Genomic DNA, 21,811 nt, shown 5'->3' with positions numbered 1-21,811 from the left:
TTATTCTTCCCTTTGTCGAATCGTAAACTCTTTTTTGCCTTTTTTCACCGTGGTTGTTTCGGTTTTTTTGACGTTCTTTTCTTTTGGTTTACGATTTTTGATCGTTGGTTTGCTTTTTTTCTGCGGTACGGTGTCACGCTTTTCTTCTATATGGGCGTTTTGTTGTGCGTTTTGATTTTGATTGTTTTGGGTTGGCTTTTTCTTGCGTCGGCGGGAGGTACTTTTTTCTTTTTTGCCGCCAACTCGTTGGATCACGAAATAGGCACAACCGAAGTTGCAATACTCATACAAATAGTCTTCCAGCATGTCGATACGCTGATCGGGTAATGCTTTGCGGTTATCTTTTTCAAAAAAACCTTTCAAACGCAGCTGCTCATAACCCCAATCGCCTACGATATAATCATAACGTGCCAACACTTCACTGTAACGCTCGCCAAGTTTTTCTGGATTGAAGCCTTCACGATAATCCATGACCAATTTGTATTGTCGATTGCCAATCATTAATTCTTCATCATTTAACAAAGTCACCAACTCGCCTTTTTGCGGTTGTTTCGCTGGTTCTTCAATAATTTCTTCTAGTACAGATGTCATTTCATCTGTGATCGTTTGTTTTTCGGTCATTTTTTCACCACCTGTTGTTTATTATACCTTGTTTTATTCCCCAATGATAGTCGCGGTTTTCTCGCAAAATCCAGCTGGAGGAGTGACGAACTACTGGATGGGGTATTTCTGACTCAGGTAATCACCGACCACTGTGCGAATAAAGTCTGGAAAAAGAAACTCAACGGTTCCAGCAATCTCGATCGTCGGGAAAAACGGAATAAACAAGTAGTGATCCACAAGGGTCAACGTGTAGCTTTGAGCAGGATCGACGGGCTCTTGTTTCCACAATACTTGGTGGTTTTTTTCATCAAAGCGGATGCCTTCATAAACCAGTTCACCAAAAATCTTCCCTCGAAAACCCATTCCCATAATTGGGAAATTGCGCAAAAAGTTGCGATTTTTTTCCATCTCTAAGATCAATCGAATGACATCCGCGCCTTGCAGCGTCACCCGAATCAAATGCATCGGATGGGGCAAAATCGTGTGCAGCTGATCTTGATCGACCCGTCCTTGCGGCAAATCATCTAAAAATAGCCCCGTATTTAAGATGGCGGCCTCCGTTTGTCCTTTGGCACATAATGCCAAAAGTGCCTCCCGAACCAAGGAATGTTGACTTTGCCAATCCCTCGTAAACGCTGCTGGAATTTCTGCCACCTGATTTGCCCGCAACAAGCGATGGCCAATCGATAGATATTCGGCGATCTCTTCCTCATCTTGCGGAAAAGCCACCAACGAATCGGTCGGAATCACACGTGCGCGATGCTTGATTGGGCGATGGTGATCATCTAAGACCACTTCGACTTCGCCAATGTTAAAACCAAACTTGCCAGCTGCCCCAATTTGAACGCCATTGATGACTTCGCCCTTTTCAAACAAATGGTGCGTGTGGGAACCTAATATAACATCTAGTTCTGGAAAATCCCTCGCAATCTGGCGGTCAGCATTGATGCCTAGATGGCTCATCAAGACCAGCAGATCGACCTCGGGGCGCAAATGCTGCACCAATGAAGGCAAAATCTCCAAGGGTTCGCGAATGTCCCAGCCGTTTGGGGCGTATGTTAGCGGAAATGGTGCTGTAAAAGCGATCAGACCGATTTTAGCTCCTTGATTGCTTTCCATGATTTTGTATTCTTGTGCCCACTTTGGCGGACGTAAATCCTGTTTATCAAATAAATTGCCTAAAATGACAGGAAATTCTGCTTGGTCATATAAATGCTGCAAGACCTCTTTGGGATTGCCGACCCCTTCATTGTTCCCAATCGTCACCGCATCGTAATGTCCTTGATTCATCAAATCGACATTCGCCTTGCCGTCAGTTGCTTCTGTCAAAGGATGCCAGCGATCGACAAAGTCGCCTAAGTCGACTGCGATCACTGTCTCTTCGGTCGTATCCGCTTCTCGTTTTCTTTGATCCAAATAACGCCGCATCTTCGGCCAATGTTCTAGGTGGGAATGCAGATCGTTGGTATGGATAATCGTAATTTTTTCCATTGTGCGCCTCTTTTCAAATACGTCGCCTGAAATCACTATCCATTTCTTTTGGCATCAAGGGTTGCCAGTAGAAAGACGACGGAATTCTCTACAAAATAAGCATAGCATAAAATCTCTGGGAAACCATTGGAATGCTTGGAAAAGAATGGAATAAATAGACAGTCATTTGTCAAAAAGTACCGCCATGTTTTGCTCAATTGTTGGAATGATTTTTTCCAAGCAAATACGATCCAAAATATATAGCACTAACATACGATCATACAATTATTGAGTAATTCTCGTTTATCGTATATACTGTATATACGATATAAGGAGGAGATGTAAAGTGAGTATTCAAGAACGAAAAATTAGAAAGAGCGGAAATTCAGTTGTTTTAACATTATCGAAAGAATTATTAGAAAAAATAGGAATTCAAGAAAATGATTACGTATTTGTTGATGAAGACAAATTAGCTGCTGCAATCACGAAAAAGTCATTACCTTCTGAGCAGGAACTCGAAATCAATCGTTTAATCGATCAATCTTTTTCTCAATATGAAGAGATGTATAAGGAGCTCGCAAATCATTGACAATCTACTTATCAGAAAAACAAATCATAAAAATGAATGTCGTGCTTATCAAAAGTCAAACACCAAATGAAGAGATCGGCTTGCGTGATCCATCTGGATTAGCCATGGCTGTAAAACAACCGCAACAAATCGTTTTTTCAAAAGAATTATATCCCTCAATGGAGGAAAAAGCTGCAATCCTTCTAATCAACTTAATCAAAAAACATCCCTTTCATAATGCCAATAAACGAACGGCTTTCATGGCAACGGATGTTTTTTTCAAGCTTAACCACTATGAAACTTTTTTCGAACAAAATCAAACGATTGCATTTCTGGTGCACATTGCGAAATATGACGAAAATAAATTTGATACTTTAAAACGATCAACCTCTGACTACCTTCGAAAATACACAAGAAAGTCGTAAAAAAGTAACTAGCTAATCAGCAATTCTTCACCTACAATCAAACAATCGTGATTCACTTTTTACTAGATTGGCTAAAAATTGATCATGAAAATTTATCAAAGAGAAGACTCAACTAAAGACTTTCAGACAATAAAAAAACCTAAGACAGTCTGTCTCAGGTTTGAATGATCATCGATTCAATTAGTACTACTGCTTTCTTCAAAACAAGCAGTTTTTCAATCAGACACATGGAGAATCCTGCTTAGTGCTGCTTCCTTCCGGATCTGACACGCTTCACAAGACCTCCATTGTCCTAGCCTTTCGGCAAAACTTAGTATAACGTATTTCGTTAGAGATTGCCAGCCTTTTTTTGTTTTTTCTTTTCTCGTAATGCTCGGAAAAAATCTGTTAGCAGCTGGCCGCATGCTTCTTCTAAAATGCCGCCTTCCACATAGGACCAATGGTTGAAGCGCTCATCTTCCAATAAATTCATCAATGTACCGGCAGTGCCGCCTTTGGGATCATAGGCACCAAAATACACTTCTTCCACCCGTGCCAATAACATCGCCCCACTGCACATTGGGCATGGTTCTAAGGTCACAAACAGCTGCGCTTGTTCTAAGCGCCAACTTCCGACAGTGCGACAGGCTTCTTCGATCGCAAACATCTCCGCATGCGCTGCAGCTTGCTGCTGCGTTTCTCGTAGATTGTGCCCACGACCAATGATCTTGCCATCCAAGACGACGACAGCACCGATCGGCACTTCTGCCAACCCTTCTGCTTTTCGGGCTTCTTTGATTGCTTCTTCCATAAAGAACGCTTTTTCCTCGGCAGTCAAGGTACTTGTTTTTTCCACGACTTCACTTTCACTCCTCTACCTCGCACCATTTCGTGCATTTCCTTGTTAGTATAACGAAAAACGCTTAGAATGACGAGAAAAACTCGCAAAGACCGATGTCCCTGCGAGTTTCAAATGGAATGATTGACTTAAAAGACGGAATCAACAAAGCTCGTCAACTTGTCTTTGACATGTTCTGTCGAATCTTTGATATTGTCTCCGTAAACAGAGATTTTGTTGCGGCCCTCATTGACTTTTTTCATCACACCTAACAACGAATCCAATTCATTGTCAGACAAGCCGTCTACGACATCCAGCAATTTTTCATTGCCGTTGAATTTGTCATCGACAAATTTCTTTACTTTGTGTCGGTTGCAAGCGAAGCGTACTTTATTGAATACTTTGTCTGATACAACGACGGCAGTAGTGATCCCAGCGATCGCTGCAATGCTTAATCCAATCGTTACTTTTGATGATGTTTTCATATCGATCAGCTCCCTTATTTTGCTACTTCCATCATAGCACGAGGACTGAAATAAAAACACTATTTCGTTTAAATCGCTTTGAATCTTAATCCTTTAGGAAAGAAGTTTTTCACGGTTCCTTGGACTTGTTTTCCAAAACCGACTGGGATCTCATTGACTGTCAAAATCACCCACCCAGCATTTCCTGGCACGCTCAAGGTTTCACCTGCCACATACTGCTGCCATTGCGGCAAAGTGATCGGCACTGTCGGTGCCCCTTCTTCTGCATGGATCGCCAATGCCAACGCATAACTTGGCTCGATCCGATTCTTCTTAACGACACCGACGTGCAAACCTGGGCGCATAAACTTGATCCCTTTTAAAGAAGGCATTTCTTCAGGAACGAGCCAGAGGTTTTCTCCTAGCAGCTGAGGCGTCGCATTCAGTGCCTGTAAAAAAGGAAACTCCTTGCGAAAGGCTTGCCACAGCTTTTGAGTCGTTGCATCCAATGGACTCTTGGCTGTCGCTCCTTTGCCTTTTTTCTTCTTTTTCACTGGCGCTGCTTCTGCTAGCGAGGTCAATTTCGCAGCGAAATGACCTTCTCCTTGGTTTAAATGCGGCCATAAGCGGATGGTTTTCTCAATCCCAGGTGCAGCTCCCCACTCCCTGCGCCCATGAGATACATTGTCCAAGTCGATCGCTTCGATCGTGAAGGGATACTCCTCCATTAACCAAGCCATCATCGCTTCGTTTTCTTCTGGGGCAAAGGTACAGGTGGAATAGATCAGCTGCCCCCCCGGTTTTAGCATCGTAACGGCTTTTGCCAAAATGTCTTTTTGCCTGATCGCACACTGATCAGGTGTTTCTGCTTGCCATTCTTCTAAGGCGACGGGATCTTTACGAAACATCCCTTCACCAGAACATGGGGCGTCCACCACGATCTTGTCAAAAAACTGAGGAAAATGGCGGCTCAATTCTTGCGGTGCCTGATTGGTAACGACTACATTCGGAAAACCCCAACGCTCCACATTTTCTGATAGGATTTTGGCACGCTTGGGGAAAATCTCATTTGCTACAAGCAGCCCTTTTCCTTGTAATTGGCTTGCCAGCTGCGTTGTTTTGCCCCCTGGTGCCGCACATAAATCTAAGACCCGCTCCCCTGGTTGAGCGGCTGCGATCGTTGCTACGATCATCGCACTAGGTTCTTGGCTGTAGACATAGCCAGCTTGATGGAGCAGCGAACGGCCTTTGACTTCGCCAATATAAGCAGCTTCTGCATAGGGGGCGGGTACAGCGGCTGGTCCATATTTTGCCAGCATCGCTTGTGCGTGCGGCTTAGCAACATTCAAGCGAAAGCCTTTGACTGGCTGATTATCGGTCAAAGCGGTAAAAAAAGCTGGTGCTTCTTCTCCTAACAACCGTTGGTATTTTTCAATAAATGGTGTTGGTAATTGCATACTTACCCCTCCTCGGCTTTTTTATTCTAGCGACTGAGAAGCAATTATGCAAGAATTCCTTGATCAAATGGCAAAAAAACTGCAGCTGAGTGAAGTGGGCGACTAAATCGCTTCGACTTCTCTTTGCTGCAGACCTTTTTTATTTAAAAATCGCTTTTTTGACACTGCTTTCGATGAATGGCTGAGAGACACGGTTGTCCCAGAATTTGATCAGTGGGCCCACTAAAAAGGCACTGATGAAGGTTCCGATTCCAATAGGCCCGCCTGTGAAGAGCCCAATCAAGGCAAAGGCAACGTCTTGAATCACCCGCACCACTCGATAGTTGGCTTTCGTCTGATCGACGATGGTTGGGGCGATCGCGTCATAGGGGGCGCTGCCCAAATTCGCTGACATATAAAACGAAGCACCGAAGGTAAAGAAGATGATCCCGATCAACAAGAACAAGCCTTGCTGCCACCAGTTATTTGGACCGACGGATAACCAATCAAAAACGTTGGTATAAAAGTCGATGAAAAATCCTGTCAGTACCATATTGATGACCGTCCCGATACCGATATGGCGACGGCCAAAGATAAAAATCAATACTAGGACAGCGATATTGATCATCAATTGATAGACCCCAAGGGATAACCCTAGTAGCTCGCCGACACCGATATTGGCAGCTGTGTATGGGTCTAGCCCTACTCCGCCGACCCGCAGCAATGCCGCCCCGAATCCTAAAATGGCGACACCAATCAACGCATAAAGCGAGCGTAATCCTGTTTCTTTTTTCATTAAAATTTCCCCTTTTTTCTCATCTGCTCTTTCAAGTATAACGAGAAAAAAGGAAAATGGGAATTTCAACGCTTCCCAGGGCTCTTTGTAGGGATACGATCTGGCTTCATCCATCTCCTTTGCTTCTATTTTGCTTCCATTGAAAAGCCCGCAACAACCATTGCGATTGCGTATCTTGATTTTCGGTTCCTACAGATACGCGTGCCTCGTCCATTACTCAGCCTTCACTGGAACCATCACTTCAAATATCTGCAATTCTTTTTGGGCGGTAAAGACTTCATCTTGCCATAACAATTCCCAAACATCGCCATCGATCTTTAACTGATTCTCTTTTAGAAAGGCTTGAATGCGATGGGTAAAAGCAGCAATTTGCTCCTCTCCCTCACTGACAAACCCAGACACATACGTGCCAGTAGGACGCGTGATGATCAGCTTTTCAGGATAGAGATGCAGCCGATCTTGGGGAATCAAGATCAGTGCCCGATAAGGCGATGCGTGAAAGGTCTGATCCTCTAATGTCGTTCCAGCACTTAAAAAGCCGATGGGGTAGCCACTGAAGGCATCTTTATAATCCACTAGCGGATAAAAACGGGCGTACACTTGATAAGCAGATTCTGGATCATCGCCAGCGATCTCTTCGGAAACGATAAACGCCTCTGCTTCGTGGTGAGCTATCGTAAAGGTCTCAAAATCGGCTTTCTGTACTTTTTCATAGCGCTGGATGTAGCGATCGAAGGTTCGTTCCAATTCTTGCAGCGCAGCGATTTTGGCACGAACTTCTCCTCGCCGTTCCACAAGTTCCTTTTGCGTGTATTCAGGGTTGCGGTTTTTCAAAAATTGTCGAATGTCTTGCAAGGGCATGTCTAAAGAACGCAAGAGCAAAATCACGTCTAACTCAAGGCATTGTTCAAAGCCGTAGTAGCGATAGCCGTTTTCACCAATCGATTGCGGTTTGAATAAATCGATCTGATCGTAATAAATCAATGTGCGCCGACTCACGCCAGCATAAGCGGACATCTCACTGATGGTCAATTGTTTTTTCAAAAAAATTTCACTCCTTGCTTGACTGTAACGTAACGTTACAGTTTATTCTACCATAGAACGACATTTTTGGAGGGAAATCATGAAACAATTACAGTTATTTTATAAAGAAGAACGACGCTTCTTTTTCAGTTTATTTCTTTTGATGCTGGTCCAATCCTTCGGCACACTCCTGTTGCCGTATTTTTTGGCAAAAATCATTGATGAAGGGATCTTGAAAGTCGACACGACAGCCATTTGGCACAATGGCTGGTGGATGTTTGCCATTGCCATCGGCACCGTGATCGTCTCTGTAGGCGGTAGTTATTTATCTGCCCATCTTTCAGGAAAATTCGGGCATTTTTTGCGGATGCGCCTTTTCAAAAAAACACAAGAACTCTCTGTATCCGCCGTTGATGGCTATGGTACGCCCACTTTGCTGGCACGTACCACCAGCGACATCAACAACATCCAACAAATTTTGATGATGGCGCTGCAAATGATTTTGCCAGCCCCAATGATCGTCGCTGCTTCAATTTTTCTAACCGGCACCGTCTCTTTACGGATGATTTGGGTCCCAATCGTAGCGATCCTATGTTTTTCAATGATCGCTTATGGAGTGATTCGCAAAGCGATCCCATTATCACAAATCACGCAAAAACTAGTCGATAAAATGATGCGGATCTTACGAGAAACCTTTACTGGCGCTCGGGTGATTCGAGCATTCGACAAAGCTGCTTACGAAAAAGAACGGACAGATCAAACACTGACGGAATATGCGAAAACCATGATCCAAGTCAATCGCCTCTTTGCTGTCTTGAATCCGACCGTCAATTTAGTAATGGGACTCTCGATTTCGACTATCCTTGTCTACGGCGGCTATCAAAGTCTGCAGGGCCACCTTGCTATTGGTAGTATTACTGCCATCATCGAATACACGATCCTGAGTCTCTGGTTTTTGACTATGGCAGCGATGGTGATCGTGATGGTGCCTAAAGGCTTGACTTCCTTGCAACGGATCACAGAAGTTTTGGAAGAACCAATTGATTTGATCGACGGTGACCAAACCTTAAACAAGACCGCCGTGTCAGAAACGATCGCAGCTTTCAATCACGTGCAGTTTACGTATGAAGGTGCCGAAGAACCTGTCTTAGAAGATATCAGTTTTGAAATCCATCGAGGCAAAACGACAGCGATCGTTGGTGGAACTGGCTCTGGCAAAAGCACCATCGCCAAAGCGCTGTTGCGTTTCAAAGATGTGACTGCTGGTTCGATCACGCTTTTTGGCCGCAACATCAAAGAGATCTCACAAGCCGAATTACGGGACCAAATTAGTTATGTCCCGCAAAAAGCGCTCTTGCTTAGCGGCACGATTCAAGAAACCTTGCGTTTCGGCAATCGTCCAGCAACCCATGAGGCGATGGCAAAAGCCGCTGAAGTTGCTCAAGCCAAGTCATTTATTGAAGGCTTGCCTGAAGGTTATGAAAGTCCGGTTGCTCAAAAAGGCAGCAATTTCTCTGGCGGTCAAAAGCAACGACTGAGTATTGCCCGAGCGCTGACAAAGCCAGCAGAAATCTACTTCTTTGACGACAGTTTTTCTGCTTTGGATTATCAAACAGATGCCAATTTGCGGCGTGCATTGAAAGAATACACGAAAGATGTCGCCGTCATTATCGTGGCTCAGCGGGTATCGACCGTCAAAAATGCCGATCAAATCATTGTCTTGGATAACGGCAAAATGGTCGGTAAAGGAACCCACGAAGAATTATTACGCAATTGCCAAACTTATCAAGAGTTTGCCTCATCTCAAGGAATGGGAGGAATGAAGGATGAGTAAACAACCAATGGATACCCCAAAAAACATGAAACATACAAGCCGACGTTTGCTGCGTTTGCTGATGGAACAAAAAGCCCGCTTTCTACTGATTATCGCTTCCGCCTTGTTCTTTTCCTTACTAATGTCCATCGCCCCTTTGATCTTGGGGCGTGGACTGGATAACCTGATTGCCTTGTTTCAACAAGAAGGCTGGCAGATCAATGATTTTTGGCAAAGTATTTTAGGTCCAGTCGTCCTTTTAGCGGGAACGTGGCTTTTGATTAGTCTCTTTTCCTTGCTGCAAGAGTATACGATGGCCAGTGTCAGTGAAACCCTGACCTTGACTTTACGCAAACAAATCAGTGACAAATTCAATCGCCTGCCTATCAGTTTTTACGACAAACACCATACTGGCGATATTTTAAGCCGAGTGATTCTCGATTTAGATAAAGTATCTGAAGTCTTGCAAGTTGGTTTGATGCAATTGATCACCGCAACCATCAGCATTACCTTCGGCTTGATCGCCATGCTTTATCTCAGTCCATTACTGACGATCGGTGTAGTCCTGATTTTGCTTTTGAGTGCTTTTGTGACCACCGTTCTCGCACGAAAAAACTTGAGCTACTTTACCAAAAACCAAGAAACATTAGGTGCTGTCAGCAGTCGTGCGGAAGAGTTTTATACCGCAAATCCGCTGATCAAATCCTACAACCAACAAGTTGCCGTTGAAGCGGAAATGGCGGAATTGAGTGAAGCCCAATTTAAAGCCTTTCGAAAAGCACAGTTCGTCAGTGCTGCTATCAATCCTTTCGTGCGCTTTATCAATCAAATCGGCTTTATCTTAAGCGCCGTCGTTGGTGGTCTGATGGTGTTGCAAGGGCAATTATCCATTGGTCTCGTACAAGCCTATCTGCAATACATCAACCAAGTGTCTGAACCGATCACGCAAGCCTCTTATATTATGAACACCTTGCAAAGTGCCTTAGCATCTCTCGAACGAATTTTTGAGATCCTTGATTATCCTGAAGAAGAAACTGCGACCCAACAACTGCCAGTTCCACAAACCATCAAAGGAAAAATCGATTTTCAACACGTCTCCTTTGGCTACAGCAAGGAAAAACTCTTGATGGAAAACGTCGAATTTTCCGTCAAACCAAAACAAACGGTCGCGATCGTTGGACCAACAGGTGCTGGAAAAACCACCATGATCAATCTTCTGATGCGCTTTTATCCATTGAATGGTGGGAAGATCTTGCTGGACGATCAAGACATGATGTCCTTTTCGGCACCAGCAGTACGGAAAAAATTCGGTATGGTGCTGCAAGATACGTGGCTATTCCAAGGAACCATCGCTGAAAATATCGCTTATGGCAATCCCGATGCCACTCGGGAAGACATCTTGGCTGCCGCCAAAGCCGCCCAATGCGACCACTTCGTGCGGACCCTGCCCAACGGTTACGATACCGTCATTGGTTCCGAAAGCGAACTGTCACAAGGACAACAACAATTATTGACGATCGCTCGGGCGATTTTAGCAGACCCAACGATTCTGATCCTCGATGAAGCCACCTCCAGTGTCGACACGCGGACGGAACAAATGATCCAAACGGCGATGGATCGTTTGACCCAAGGACGGACCAGCTTTATCATCGCCCATCGTCTTTCTACCATCAAAAACGCTGACTTGATTCTAGTGATGAAAGACGGCTCCGTCGTCGAAAAAGGCTCCCACACAGAATTACTGGCACAAGATTCCCTTTACGCCCAACTATATAACAGCCAGTTTGCAACAGCTTGATGAAAAAGCCGAAAGGGCCAACGATGTTTAAGACGAATCGTTGGCCCTTTCGGTTATTTGCTTTTCATCCCCAAGTAGCGCATGTGTTCCTATACAAGAAACACTTGTTAGGTACCAAAAACCTTTCCCTTGCCTTGCCCGTATTCATATTCCATAATCAGACGTGAGCGATGATCCATCAAACAGACCGTATGGGAGTGTTGCAAATGAAAAATTTTCAGATGACGTTTATTACTTCTACGACCACCATTCGTTGGTTGAAACTATTGAATCTTTTGGAACGGCATAAGATCCTTTCGAATCGTGAGTTGTCCAAAGCTGTCCAGAGTTCGCGGCGCACGATCATTTATGATATGGAGGGGCTACGGAGCTACTTTGGAAGTACGCTCATGATCGAATCCACGTCGAATGGCTATTCTCTTCACGAATTACTACCGAAGGAATATCTGGAACGAAAACGAGCGCTCCTTCAAAATGAACCGTTATTCGTTATTCTTGAGCATCTGTTTAAGGGAGAATATCGAACAGTTTCCGAATGGGCAGACTATTTTTATCTTTCTGAGAGTTCCCTTTTACGCTATTTGACACTTTTTGAAAAAGCCCTGAAGCCCTTTCAGTTATCTGTTGATCATAAGAATTTCCGTCTGATCGGATCAGAAGCGGATATTCGTAAATTTTTCCATGCCTTTTATTATGATTCGGACGCTACGCCTCATACGGTACGTCCAACCATTGCTGTGCAAAATATCGTCTTAGATTTTTTTCGCAATATACGCGGCAAAACCAATAATACAGCTTCATTTTGGTATATCAGTTATTGGTTGTATATTATCCTTGAGCGTCATCAAGCGGGAGAAACTGTCGTTGTCTCCGAACAATTAAAAAAGATCGTCTTGGCAGATGAACTCTTCCAAGAAATCCAGCCCCTCAATCAACGACTCCAAACCGCTTTTTCCTTGTCTTTACCGTCAGAGGAGCTGGTCTATCTTTTCGCTCTACTAGCAAGTAACCGTGGGATAAACAACTATCTCAGGGAAATATCATTTGTTACCCGCTTTGACCATTGGCCTGAGCTAAAAGAACTGACTGCCAATTTTTGCCAGCTCCAGCAGATTTCCGATCATGATCAGTCCCGAGAGTTTGTTTTTCTCCATTCTTTCTTTATTACGGAAAAAATAAAGCAGCTGATATCCCCTACCTACAATCAAAGCATGGAAGAAATTTCCAATTACGCACAAACACAATACCCTAAAGAGTATGAGGAAAATACACGGTTTCTTCTTAGAGAGCCTCTCTTTGAAGCGACCGCTCTGCCAGCAATCAGTGCCCGCTTCACTTTGTACTTTGAAGGATTAAAAGAAAAATACTGGGGCAACCCACGCCGGATCGCCTTTCTTTTAGAAGGGGATGCGCATATTTGCCTTCACATCAATGCTTTTGCTGTAAAATATTTTGGTCGATATCATGTTTTACAATTCCCTGATTCCAGTGAGTTTTCTTTGGATTATGTGGAACGAAACAAGATTGATCTAGTCGTGACGAATTACGCAGAGTATTTGGAAGAGTATATTCTGGATGTTGAATGCCTCCTAATAAAATCGATCCCAGATGCAGATGATTGGAACAATTTCTTGAAAATCATCAACCCAAAAATCATCCATAATTTTGCGTTGCAAAACACCGAAAAAAGCTCCTTCTATAACTGAAAAGACGTGTGCGGCACTTGAACGCCGCACACGTCTTTTCCATTCGTTTCTATGGACGAGTAGTATTTGTTCTTCACTCTGGCACACTACTTAACGACCATTCAATCGTTGCACGGTACCGTCCCAACTTGGGATTTGCACCAGCAGGTACTTCTAAGGTGACACTGGTGGCTGCCGTCTCTTGATCACCAAAACGATAGACCCATGTTCCCGTACTCTGACTATCGCCAGTTAGTAGAGGCTGCGCTTCGCCTGGCGCCAAAGTTACCCTATCCTTCATCGTTGAAAGCTCTGGCATACTAGCATTGGAATTTTCTGAAGTCGTCATAAGCCGTTGATTGGCTAAACTGATTTGAGCACCGATCAAGGGCTCATTGTCTTCATTTCGAAAGCCCTGTGAATTAAGAGTCGCAGATAGACGCCAACTCGTCTCTTCTGTATCCTGACGCTGATCCGTTATCTGTACATAATTTGGACGTTCCTTAGTTTCGCTTGCCCCTTCAGTAGGAATCATTTGCTGAGGCAATGCGTGATACGTTCCTTTGGTACTGCGGATCGGCGCTTGACCAAATCGGAACTGAGAAACAAAATCAAGACTAAGTAATCCTTGGTCTTCAGGAATGATCGGTGGATTTTCTGGGTTCACCTCTACATCTGGTTCCAATGGATCAACCGGCGGCAGTGGGCCAGTCTGGGCGATTCGCAGGGTAGTTGCAGCGGGAAACACAGTATCCCGAAAAACGAGTTCTGAAGCTGGATTCTGATTGCCCTGTTCGTCATTCGTTGACGGCGGATTGATCACTCCAGCTTCTTTTGCCGAACCAGCAGAATCTTTCAGAAAGACTTGGATCTCATCCCCCGCTTTTAACTGCCGATCACTTACATCAATCGTAAACGTTCCCTCTTCATCGATAACCACCGCCTCTGTATCAAACCAGATACCATTATGGGTAGCACTTAGCTCAACCTTTGTGTCTTCCGTGTGGCCATGGATCTCGTTTGTTTCTTCAAGAAGAACGTAGGAAGCAAAAGCTGCGGGCGTTGGCGGCAAAATGGGGAAAACCTGCACGGGCTCGGTTCGTATTTGATGCTGGGCACCTTCTGTCAGTTCGCCGCTGGTTAATTCGACGGCGATGACTCGGACGATGGTTCCTGCTTCCAAGGGAGCCACAAGAGGAATCTCAAAAATTCCTCCTTGCGCCTCTTCTCCATAGATACTGATCCCCGGTGTGTCTTCTGTATGTCCAACGGTTTTTGCAGTAACTTCTTCCTTCTGACCATCTGCTGTTTCAATTTCAACGGTCACTTTCGCTTCATCGTCCCAAGCTGGTCGAGTCCCGTCAAACCCAACAGGCAAGCTGACTCGCCCATGAATTTTTTTGTCCGCATTCGTCGGCACCCGCAACTCATCAACGATCGCCCAACGCGCATTGTTTGAACTTACGCGAGAATATGCCGTCAGTCCCTGATTGCCAAAGGTCTCCGTATTCAATATCTCTGGCTTATTCGTCAAACCCAACAGGCCAAAATCAGCGCCTGAAAAAGCAAAATCAAGGGTTGGGAAATTTAGATCGGGATCTCCAAAAAGATTTGACCCATTTTTCCAGACAGCTAAGTCACTATTCGTCGCCGTTAATGTTGAAAGATTAGAAACACTAAAGATGTTTCCTCCATCAAGCCGATCGTTACGAAAATCAAAAAAGACTGGATCATTCAAGAAGACAGATAGTTTGCCTGAACGAAATACCCCACCATTCGGGGTACTGGTCCGCCCTTCCACTTGGAAATATCCTTGTTCAACGTAAATTGTTGAATTGAAGTAGGTGTGCATGTCGATCCCTGGACCACTATCTGCTACACACATAAATTTACTATCGACACCTACGATTGAAAAATTATTCTCTGTCCCGTTATCATGGATACCTCTCGCATAAAAAATCCCTTGGTTTCCTCCAGCAACATTCCCATCATGCGCGTTGCCATTTCCTGGATTATAAAGATCAACGATGCCGCCTTCGGTGATCTCAAAAGAATTTCCTCCACTAGGAATTCGGATCAAGGGTGCGCTGCCCCCTTTTTTATGAACATTTACTATTCCACCATCCGTCACATGAAACGTCACCATACCGAAGTATAAAAAGCGAATCACAGCATGGTCACCGTCAGCCTCATGACTGCTAGCTATTAGTTGTCCATTGCTTTGCACTTCAAAGGTAAAGTTGAGACTGGTGATATTGATCGCACTAGCAGTGATGCTTTCAACCTCTAAAATTGCTGATTGACTCAAAGTAAGAACGCCAGCTTCTGCCGCATTCGACGGTGTCGTTAAAACAAAAGCTGCTGCTCCTTCTGCCGCTGCAATCTCACTGAAAATCCGTACATGTGTGTCTTCGCCACTAATGGTGACGTCGGCATTTTTTCCGTTGACTCGTAAAGCATTTGCATTTTCGGCTATCAAGCGTACTTTTGACCCGTTCTGGACCGTCAACTCAGGATTCTCTCCAGTCAGATAAATGCCGCGCCTTTTTTGTGTCGTTTCAATTTGCAATAAGGCAGCTTCCCCCACTATCATTCTTGGATCAGCGCCCTTCATGAGTAGTGCAATATTTTGTTCTTCAGAAGTGTCCGTCGCTACTCCTTGACTTTCTACAATGAGCGTACCTCCATCAATCAGATAAAAATTGCTGTCGTCTCCTAATAGTTCGATCGCATTGGCATCTGTTGCCGTCTCATTTTTCACTCGCACTTGCGTTGTATCTCCTGAGATCGTAGCAGAAGGAAAGAATCCATTTAAGAGAATGGCGCTCGCATGCATTGTGTTTATCGTTACGTTTGCACCAGATTGGATCGTCAATTCTGGTTGCTCGCCAGTCAGAACAAGCCCGCGTTTTCTTAACGCAACATCGATGGAAAAAACCGAGTTCTCTGCTACAATAAATCGGGGATTTTTCCCAGATAGGATCACGGCATTGTTATTCAAAATCGTCGCATCAACAGCTGTTCCAGGGCTTTGAATGATTAAAGAGGCACCGTGATTAATTGTCATTTGACCATTATCGCCACGCAGGTCGATCGTATTCGCATCCCCTTGTCGCGTAGTGATGGTCATTTGGGTCTCTTCGCCAAGCAAAAATCGTGGCTCTTGAATATCTGGTGCTGTATAAAAAATCCACATATTCGGCTTATTAATAACCACCTGTGCTTGATTGCTCGCTTCTACTTCCTTCAGATTGAACAGAGTATCGGAATCCATCGTCATTGCTTCAAAGCGATTGATACCGCCTGTAAAACGAACCGTCGCTTCCCGTGCTAAAATAAAAGGCGACCGATTCTCCGCGGCTTCTTCCACTCCCTCTAGTTCAACGACCCAGTTTTGACTCAACGCATTGGTGGTCTGGATCAAAGCGGTGTTGCCTGTTTTTTGGTACGTGAGATTTTCAATACGAAAAATCGTTTCTTCATTAACAGCTAATAATCGAAAATAGGCACTATTGTTAGTGAAGGTCAGTGTATGGCCATTTCCTTGAATCATTATCGGACGATCGATGGTCATTATGCTGAGGGTAGATTGGACAAGGTCTGCTTGTAAGGAAAGAATTGATACGGCTGGATCTTGTAAAGCACTAATAAACTCCGACATGTTCGCTACAAAAGCTGTGCCACCAGCAAAGGAGCTTGGTACGATCGCACTAGCCACCTGTTCTTCTGACGCTTGCTGCAAACTTTCGTCGTCTGCTGCTTTTTCAGCAGGATCATTGTCCTTTTCTGGCGATTTTTGGGACTCGTTTTCCATGTCTTTTGGTGTTTCCTCATTTTCTGTCTCTGCGGCAGCTATTTCGACGATCGCTTCATTCCCTACACTGGCTACAACAAAACTTCCAGGACGTTCGGCAACGACCAAGACAGAAAATGTCTGCTGCGCTTGACTTGCTTTGATCTGCCAGCCTTGATCGCTTTGTTTTACTGCTGTTTGTCCGGGCGCCAATACATCAGTCATCAGCTTGACTTCTGCTGGTAATTCTAGGAAGATTTCTGCCACTGCTTGGTCGCTGACCAATTCGATCGTAAGCGGTTGACCTACCGTACCAGCAAATTTAGGTTCTTTGAACTGCACCGTCCCTTCAGGCTCAGAGGTTTCTGCGGCAAACTCCTCAAGAACGCCCTCATCCGTTAGCGTTTGTGCAAGGTAAGGCGGCTCGGTTTCAGCAAAAACAACGATGAGAGGGACACTCATCACGCGTAATCCCATAAAAACAAGCAGCAAGCGAATCCAATACTTCAAGTTTTGCTTTTTCATTCCATGCTCTCCTTTACTTCTTACGTATCCATGGTCGGCTTTTTGTTCTTCCATAACAGCCAAATGATTATGCCAAGAAGGAAAATCACTAGTCCTAATGCGCTGATCAACCACCAGTTTTGCTCCTCTTCAATGGTGACATCTTCACGATTCAACTGTCGTGCTGTGTCTGCTTCCACAGTAAACGGAAATTCCCAGGTCCACTCCTCGCCTTCAGCTCGAGCGGTTAGGCTCATTACATATTCTCCGCTGTAAAAACGATCCCCCTGCAATGAAACGGGAAAATGAAAGTGTGAATTTGGCGCCATTTGCATCCCTTCACGCTGCGCCTCATATAAAACGTCTTCCTGATCCGCTCGTCGAACAGCTGCCTCTACCTCTAGGCGATTGACAAAACGCGGCAACGGATTTTGCAGCGTTGCCCGAAACGCATTGCGATAATTGACTTGACCGGCAAACACATCCAATAACGCAAGCTCTGGTTCAATAATAGAAGCTTCATTGCGGACAACGACGCCTAGAATATAAGCAAACCGATTTTGGATCGCAACACCTTCTTCCTCTGATCCAGTCGTTTCTGCGATGACCTCTCGAATACGTAAACCGCCGACTAGACTACCAGCAAAGGCTTCTTCAGGCATATGTATGGGTAACTCGATCGTCTTTTTTTCCTTGGCTGACAAAATGATCTCTCCAGGTGATTCGATTAGATCAGCTATCGAATAAGGCAAAGTCGGATCAGGTTCTGCGGCATCTTTGCCATATTCCACGACGCCATTTCCGTTAGTGAACGCCGTATGCGCGGATATTTCGATCGTGATTTCCTTTTCCGCGCGATTTTGAATCGTCACTCCTAGAACATCATCGGTCCCTGGCGCTAGTTCTAGATCAAAATAGCCACTATTCCCATCTGGCAATTGGCTTTCCGGTAAATTAGGAACCACATGAAATGGCAATTCTGATTGTGTTTCTGCCCAACCTGTCATCGGCAATCCAACGAGTACCATCACCAGTAAAACAAACCCAGCTACTAGCCTCTTTTTGATTGATCTCTTGCTTTGTGTCTTCATAATGAATCATTCCTTTCAAAATAGGCAGGAACGACTCGTCTCCTGCCTATTCCCTATATCCCTTGCTCACTTTCCCGATTCGTTTTTCCCTAATCGCAACACGCGGATCATTCGCTCTCGCGTTTACTGGTAAAATGATCCGTTAAATCCATGTGCCCTTATTCGTGCTTTTGAGCCAAGCTAAAAGACCGGCTTCTTTGCTGTGTTCTTCCAAAAAACTTATTCCTTAATTACCAGGAGTGGCACTTAAATGCCAAGTCAGAGTAGCCGTATAAACGGTTGCTTGCGGATTCGCTCCTGTCGGTATATGGAGCCAAATCGCTTCATTGAGAATATCCTCTTCCCCAGCTGCATGCTGTTGATTTAGCAGGGTTTGATCACCCCATTGAACCGTTGAAAGACCCGCCCCTTGGCCAGGAGCTGCAGACATCAAGGTGTTGCCTTCCGTCCCAACGTCGATAGTTTGATGGTTAAATTGATCGCTAGGTGCCGTTGGGAAAGTAGCCGGATCTAATGCATTCGAACGAATCTGTGGATTTTGAAATTCGATATAAGCCCCACGTAATTTATGATTCAAAGTGGCATCGGTACTTGTAAATTGATCCAAATCGACATTTAACGTCCAACCGTTGTGTCCACCACGGGTATCCAATACTTGAGCAAAAGAGACATATGGCGCGGTTCCTGACCCATCAGACAGTCGTTCTAGCTCCGCAAACATGGCGGATTTTCCAGGGCCTGTGCTGATCACTTGGGTCCCAAAATCGAAGCGCTTTGGCACATGCACCAAAGTGAATGGACCGGTTACCTCTGGATCGATCGGATCAATTTCTACCTCTGGCTCTTTTTCAGGTAATTCAACATCGATCTCCTCCTCATTCCCAGGGATGAAGTCTACTTCATTTTCGGTATTTCCTTGCAGGATGGGTGTTGCTGCTGCGGTCACTCCCCCAGATAACACAGCGATACTCATGATACTGATTGTTGCTAAATAAATACGTTTCATAAAAAATTACTCCTTTTACTATTATTATTCGTAGAAAGACTCTACGATGATTACTATTGATCGATGCATAAACCTTTTTTCGCTAGAATTGGTTGCCAGATGACTTACTAATCTTTCCTTTTCTTCAAAATCCACAACTGCCTTATCCTAAAACAAGCGCGCGACCGTATTGCCTAAAGGCCATTTTTCTCGTTAGCGGATCGTCCTGCGCATCGTTTCAAGTAAACAACCACACTCAAGATGACGAGCAGCAGACCTATCCAGCAAATAAGTAGTCGTTGGTGACTGTTCGTTTGCGGAAAACGATCATTTTTTGCGCTATCAGACGAATCTTCTTCAGGTGCTCGCCATTCCCCTGTCGGCGGTTTGGGCTCTGGCTTTTCAGGTTCCTGGCCACCAACAAAACGGATGACCCCTTCTGTTCTAGCGGTGGACACTTCTTTGGCTTCTACGAAATCAGCGACTAGCAGACAACTTAACAGCAACATTGGTACAATAAAATACCTCAATTTACGAAGCGCCATGTATTCCCCCTCATTTTCCTTTCACTCCTTTTTCTCTTCCCAAAAACATACTTCAGACACAAACGAAGTCCTCCAATCCTTCATTTAGGATGGAGACAACCATTTTAATCGCTTCTTTATACCCAATGTATTTAGGCAAAAAAAAGACCTGCGGTTGCTTTTCTATGGAGTAATCAAATGGGATGATATTGGTGATCAAAATATCACAGTCAAGCTGGTTGATCTGTTCCGATGTTAATTGCTCTTCATAGAGCACAGCCATTCGACCACTAAAATGATGTTCAAAGATACTATAGACCCATTCATCGATCACATAATTATTGGCAAGTAACACCACGATTTTTTGCGAAACCCGAATCAATTGATTGCCAAAAAGATAAAGAACGAAGGAACAACAAAAGTCCGTCAAAAATTGATTTTTGAAACATTGCGGAATCTCATTCACTTCCATAAACCTAATCAAAGGCTCATACAGATCAAAAGGCAAAGAAAACACAAATTGATTCGTACTATCCGGATTTTTTAGGTAGATAGGTGCTAAACCAACTTTTGCATATTGTCGTACTAAAAAATCTTCAACGACCTGTTGAATTGCACAAGGTTCGTCAAGGTAAGAATTGTGCTGTTCAAAAAAAGCAACAAAAAGTTCAACGAATCGCTTACTCGTTTTTGAAAAGGTATTGAGGGGAATCCTCGTTTTCCCCCGAAGCGCCCACTGCGCATAGAGCATTAGGTAAATAAAACACGCTTCCTGAAGGAGCCGTTTTTTTGCGATGGGTTGAAGACTGCTACTTTCTTGAAGTGTTTCCTTGATCGTCAGAAAAAGCGGATCTTGCTGGATCACTGCTAGGACCTCAGGATCAACGATCAAGGTTCCAAAAGTGGCACGCTGAAATGACAAACGAATAATATTGAGGAGCTTTTTTCTTGAAACGATCCCCACGTTTTGCTCAATTCTTTTTAAAAGCGTTTCTTGGAGCTGATGATCAATAACTGGCAACTCAAAATAGTGCGTTTCGCAATAAAAATCCCAGAAGAACTTTCGCTGATTGATTTCTTCTCCCATCAGCCCAATCGGTGCTTTGGTTACCACCAAACCGTATTCATCAAGAATCAGCTGTAATTTTTTTAAGAGTCGATTTGCCGTTGATTCTGAAATATGCATGGCTCGTATCCAAGCTAGAAAAGGAAACGTTTGTCCTGCATAAAAAGCTTGTACTAATAAAATCAGTGGTTCTCGCTCATAGAAAGAGCGTCGTTTTTTATAGTACTCACCATGATCCTTGATCACCAACTTCATCCCGTGATGGGTCCCTTCAAGAGAGATCGTATCACCAAAAAATGTGCGTAGTGCTTTTAAGTCCGTTAAGATCGTCCGCCGAGAAATACTCGCTTTTTCTGAGAGCTGCTTGACACTCAAAATCTGTTCGTTTTCCATGTACGCCAATAGTATCAGGCTTCTTCGATTCACTGAGTTCGTTACCAATTGGAATGTAAGACTGTTCACGGGCTTAATCTCCTTTAGCAAATTTCCTATAAATTATTTATCAAATCGTAGGTCCCTCCTTTAGCGCTGCCTTCGAATCTTTACAATGTTTCTTGTTTGATTCTAACAAAATTACCACCTATTTTTTATCCAGCATTTGCACACGAGGGTGCAAAAATATTGACTTTCTATCAATATTCATCTATTTTTCAGGCTCTCAAAGGTAAATATTAAGTGTTATTTTAAATAGTTCCGCTACGTTTTTGTTTATTGTTTCTCCTTTATCAATTTCTAGCTATACTCACAAATAAGCTACAGCTTTTTTAGTAACAGCGCCGATTTCAACTGATTGAAGCACAAAAAAGCAGCTAGACACTTGTCTAGCTGACTATATAGAATTCTAAGTTAGAACAATCTCCTATTTCTTTTTCAGTACGCTTATAAACACACCGCCTACCATGATTGCGCCTAGAATCACCAGCCATGCAGCCCGTTGCTCACCGCCCCTT

General features: G+C 44.2%; 17 protein-coding genes, 1 other RNA gene and 1 pseudogene. 5 read left to right on the top strand and 14 right to left on the bottom strand.

Annotated elements, in window-relative coordinates; all coding sequences use genetic code 11:
* On the bottom strand, window positions 1-621 hold the full coding sequence (locus tag A5867_RS04070; RefSeq protein WP_005227649.1) for a YutD family protein: 621 nt from the start codon (window positions 619-621) through the stop codon (window positions 1-3).
* A 90-nt stretch (window positions 622-711) separates the two neighbouring features.
* Window positions 712-2,094, bottom strand: coding sequence for a bifunctional UDP-sugar hydrolase/5'-nucleotidase (locus tag A5867_RS04065; RefSeq protein WP_074934540.1), 1,383 nt, complete (start codon window positions 2,092-2,094; stop codon window positions 712-714).
* Between the two features lie 325 nt (window positions 2,095-2,419).
* Between A5867_RS04065 and A5867_RS04055 the strand changes: the two genes are divergently transcribed.
* Both A5867_RS04055 and A5867_RS04050 read left to right on the top strand, forming a co-directional pair.
* Complete coding sequence (locus tag A5867_RS04055) at window positions 2,420-2,662, top strand: addiction module antitoxin (RefSeq protein ID WP_005227642.1); 243 nt, start codon at window positions 2,420-2,422, stop codon at window positions 2,660-2,662.
* Entirely contained in the window at window positions 2,659-3,066 is a 408-nt protein-coding gene (locus A5867_RS04050; protein ID WP_005227640.1) for a type II toxin-antitoxin system death-on-curing family toxin, read from the top strand. The genes A5867_RS04055 and A5867_RS04050 overlap by 4 nt, the downstream gene beginning before the upstream one ends.
* A 213-nt stretch (window positions 3,067-3,279) precedes the next feature.
* Here A5867_RS04050 and ffs read toward each other — a convergent pair.
* From ffs to A5867_RS04020, 6 genes are all read right to left on the bottom strand, one after another.
* Window positions 3,280-3,364, bottom strand: an RNA gene (gene ffs, locus A5867_RS04045) — signal recognition particle sRNA small type.
* Window positions 3,365-3,394: 30 nt separating this feature from the next.
* On the bottom strand, window positions 3,395-3,901 hold the full coding sequence (gene tadA / locus A5867_RS04040; RefSeq protein WP_015509027.1) for a tRNA adenosine(34) deaminase TadA: 507 nt from the start codon (window positions 3,899-3,901) through the stop codon (window positions 3,395-3,397).
* Between the two features lie 131 nt (window positions 3,902-4,032).
* Complete coding sequence (locus tag A5867_RS04035) at window positions 4,033-4,368, bottom strand: hypothetical protein (protein ID WP_005227636.1); 336 nt, start codon at window positions 4,366-4,368, stop codon at window positions 4,033-4,035.
* A 68-nt stretch (window positions 4,369-4,436) separates the two neighbouring features.
* Window positions 4,437-5,804: an RsmB/NOP family class I SAM-dependent RNA methyltransferase gene (locus tag A5867_RS04030; RefSeq protein ID WP_087626928.1), complete on the bottom strand. Its 1,368-nt coding sequence runs from the start codon at window positions 5,802-5,804 to the stop codon at window positions 4,437-4,439.
* A 139-nt stretch (window positions 5,805-5,943) separates the two neighbouring features.
* Complete coding sequence (locus A5867_RS04025) at window positions 5,944-6,693, bottom strand: hypothetical protein (protein WP_087626927.1); 750 nt, start codon at window positions 6,691-6,693, stop codon at window positions 5,944-5,946.
* Window positions 6,694-6,792: 99 nt separating this feature from the next.
* Window positions 6,793-7,596, bottom strand: coding sequence for a MerR family transcriptional regulator (locus A5867_RS04020; protein ID WP_087628158.1), 804 nt, complete (start codon window positions 7,594-7,596; stop codon window positions 6,793-6,795).
* Window positions 7,597-7,702: 106 nt separating this feature from the next.
* On the opposite strand from A5867_RS04020, the gene A5867_RS04015 reads away from it, so the two are divergent.
* The 3 genes from A5867_RS04015 to A5867_RS04005 all read left to right on the top strand — a co-directional run bounded on the left by A5867_RS04015 (window position 7,703) and on the right by A5867_RS04005 (window position 12,919).
* The gene (locus A5867_RS04015) at window positions 7,703-9,436 is read left to right on the top strand and encodes an ABC transporter ATP-binding protein (protein WP_087626926.1); all 1,734 of its coding nucleotides are present in this window, start codon (window positions 7,703-7,705) and stop codon (window positions 9,434-9,436) included.
* Window positions 9,429-11,213, top strand: coding sequence for an ABC transporter ATP-binding protein (locus A5867_RS04010; protein ID WP_087626925.1), 1,785 nt, complete (start codon window positions 9,429-9,431; stop codon window positions 11,211-11,213). Before A5867_RS04015 ends, A5867_RS04010 begins: the two co-directional genes overlap by 8 nt.
* Window positions 11,214-11,419: 206 nt before the next feature.
* A complete protein-coding gene (locus tag A5867_RS04005) occupies window positions 11,420-12,919 on the top strand; it encodes a helix-turn-helix domain-containing protein (RefSeq protein WP_087626924.1) in 1,500 nt (499 codons plus the stop codon).
* 73 nt (window positions 12,920-12,992) lie between these two features.
* On the opposite strand, the gene A5867_RS04000 is transcribed toward A5867_RS04005, so the two are convergent.
* The 6 genes and pseudogenes from A5867_RS04000 to A5867_RS03975 form a co-directional block, all read right to left on the bottom strand.
* Window positions 12,993-17,216 (bottom strand): WxL domain-containing protein, encoded by a 4,224-nt coding sequence (locus tag A5867_RS04000; protein WP_087626923.1) that lies wholly within the window; start codon window positions 17,214-17,216, stop codon window positions 12,993-12,995.
* 20 nt (window positions 17,217-17,236) lie between these two features.
* Window positions 17,237-18,286 (bottom strand): DUF916 and DUF3324 domain-containing protein, encoded by a 1,050-nt coding sequence (locus A5867_RS03995; RefSeq protein ID WP_087626922.1) that lies wholly within the window; start codon window positions 18,284-18,286, stop codon window positions 17,237-17,239.
* 226 nt (window positions 18,287-18,512) lie between these two features.
* Entirely contained in the window at window positions 18,513-19,292 is a 780-nt protein-coding gene (locus A5867_RS03990; RefSeq protein WP_087626921.1) for a WxL domain-containing protein, read from the bottom strand.
* A 173-nt stretch (window positions 19,293-19,465) separates the two neighbouring features.
* Complete coding sequence (locus tag A5867_RS03985; protein WP_249270010.1) at window positions 19,466-19,816, bottom strand: cell wall protein; 351 nt, start codon at window positions 19,814-19,816, stop codon at window positions 19,466-19,468.
* A gap of 52 nt (window positions 19,817-19,868) precedes the next feature.
* Complete coding sequence (locus A5867_RS03980) at window positions 19,869-21,323, bottom strand: helix-turn-helix domain containing protein (protein ID WP_087626920.1); 1,455 nt, start codon at window positions 21,321-21,323, stop codon at window positions 19,869-19,871.
* A 397-nt stretch (window positions 21,324-21,720) separates the two neighbouring features.
* Window positions 21,721-21,792 (bottom strand): annotated as a pseudogene (locus A5867_RS03975) (hypothetical protein); the annotation flags it as partial.
* Window positions 21,793-21,811 lie beyond the last annotated feature (19 nt).

Source organism: Enterococcus sp. 6D12_DIV0197 (genome assembly GCF_002174385.1).
In the GTDB taxonomy this organism is placed as follows: Bacteria; Bacillota; Bacilli; order Lactobacillales; family Enterococcaceae; genus Enterococcus_D; species Enterococcus_D casseliflavus.
The sequence above is the reverse complement of the archived record's forward strand: the minus strand, read 5'-3'. Positions and strand labels throughout refer to the sequence as shown.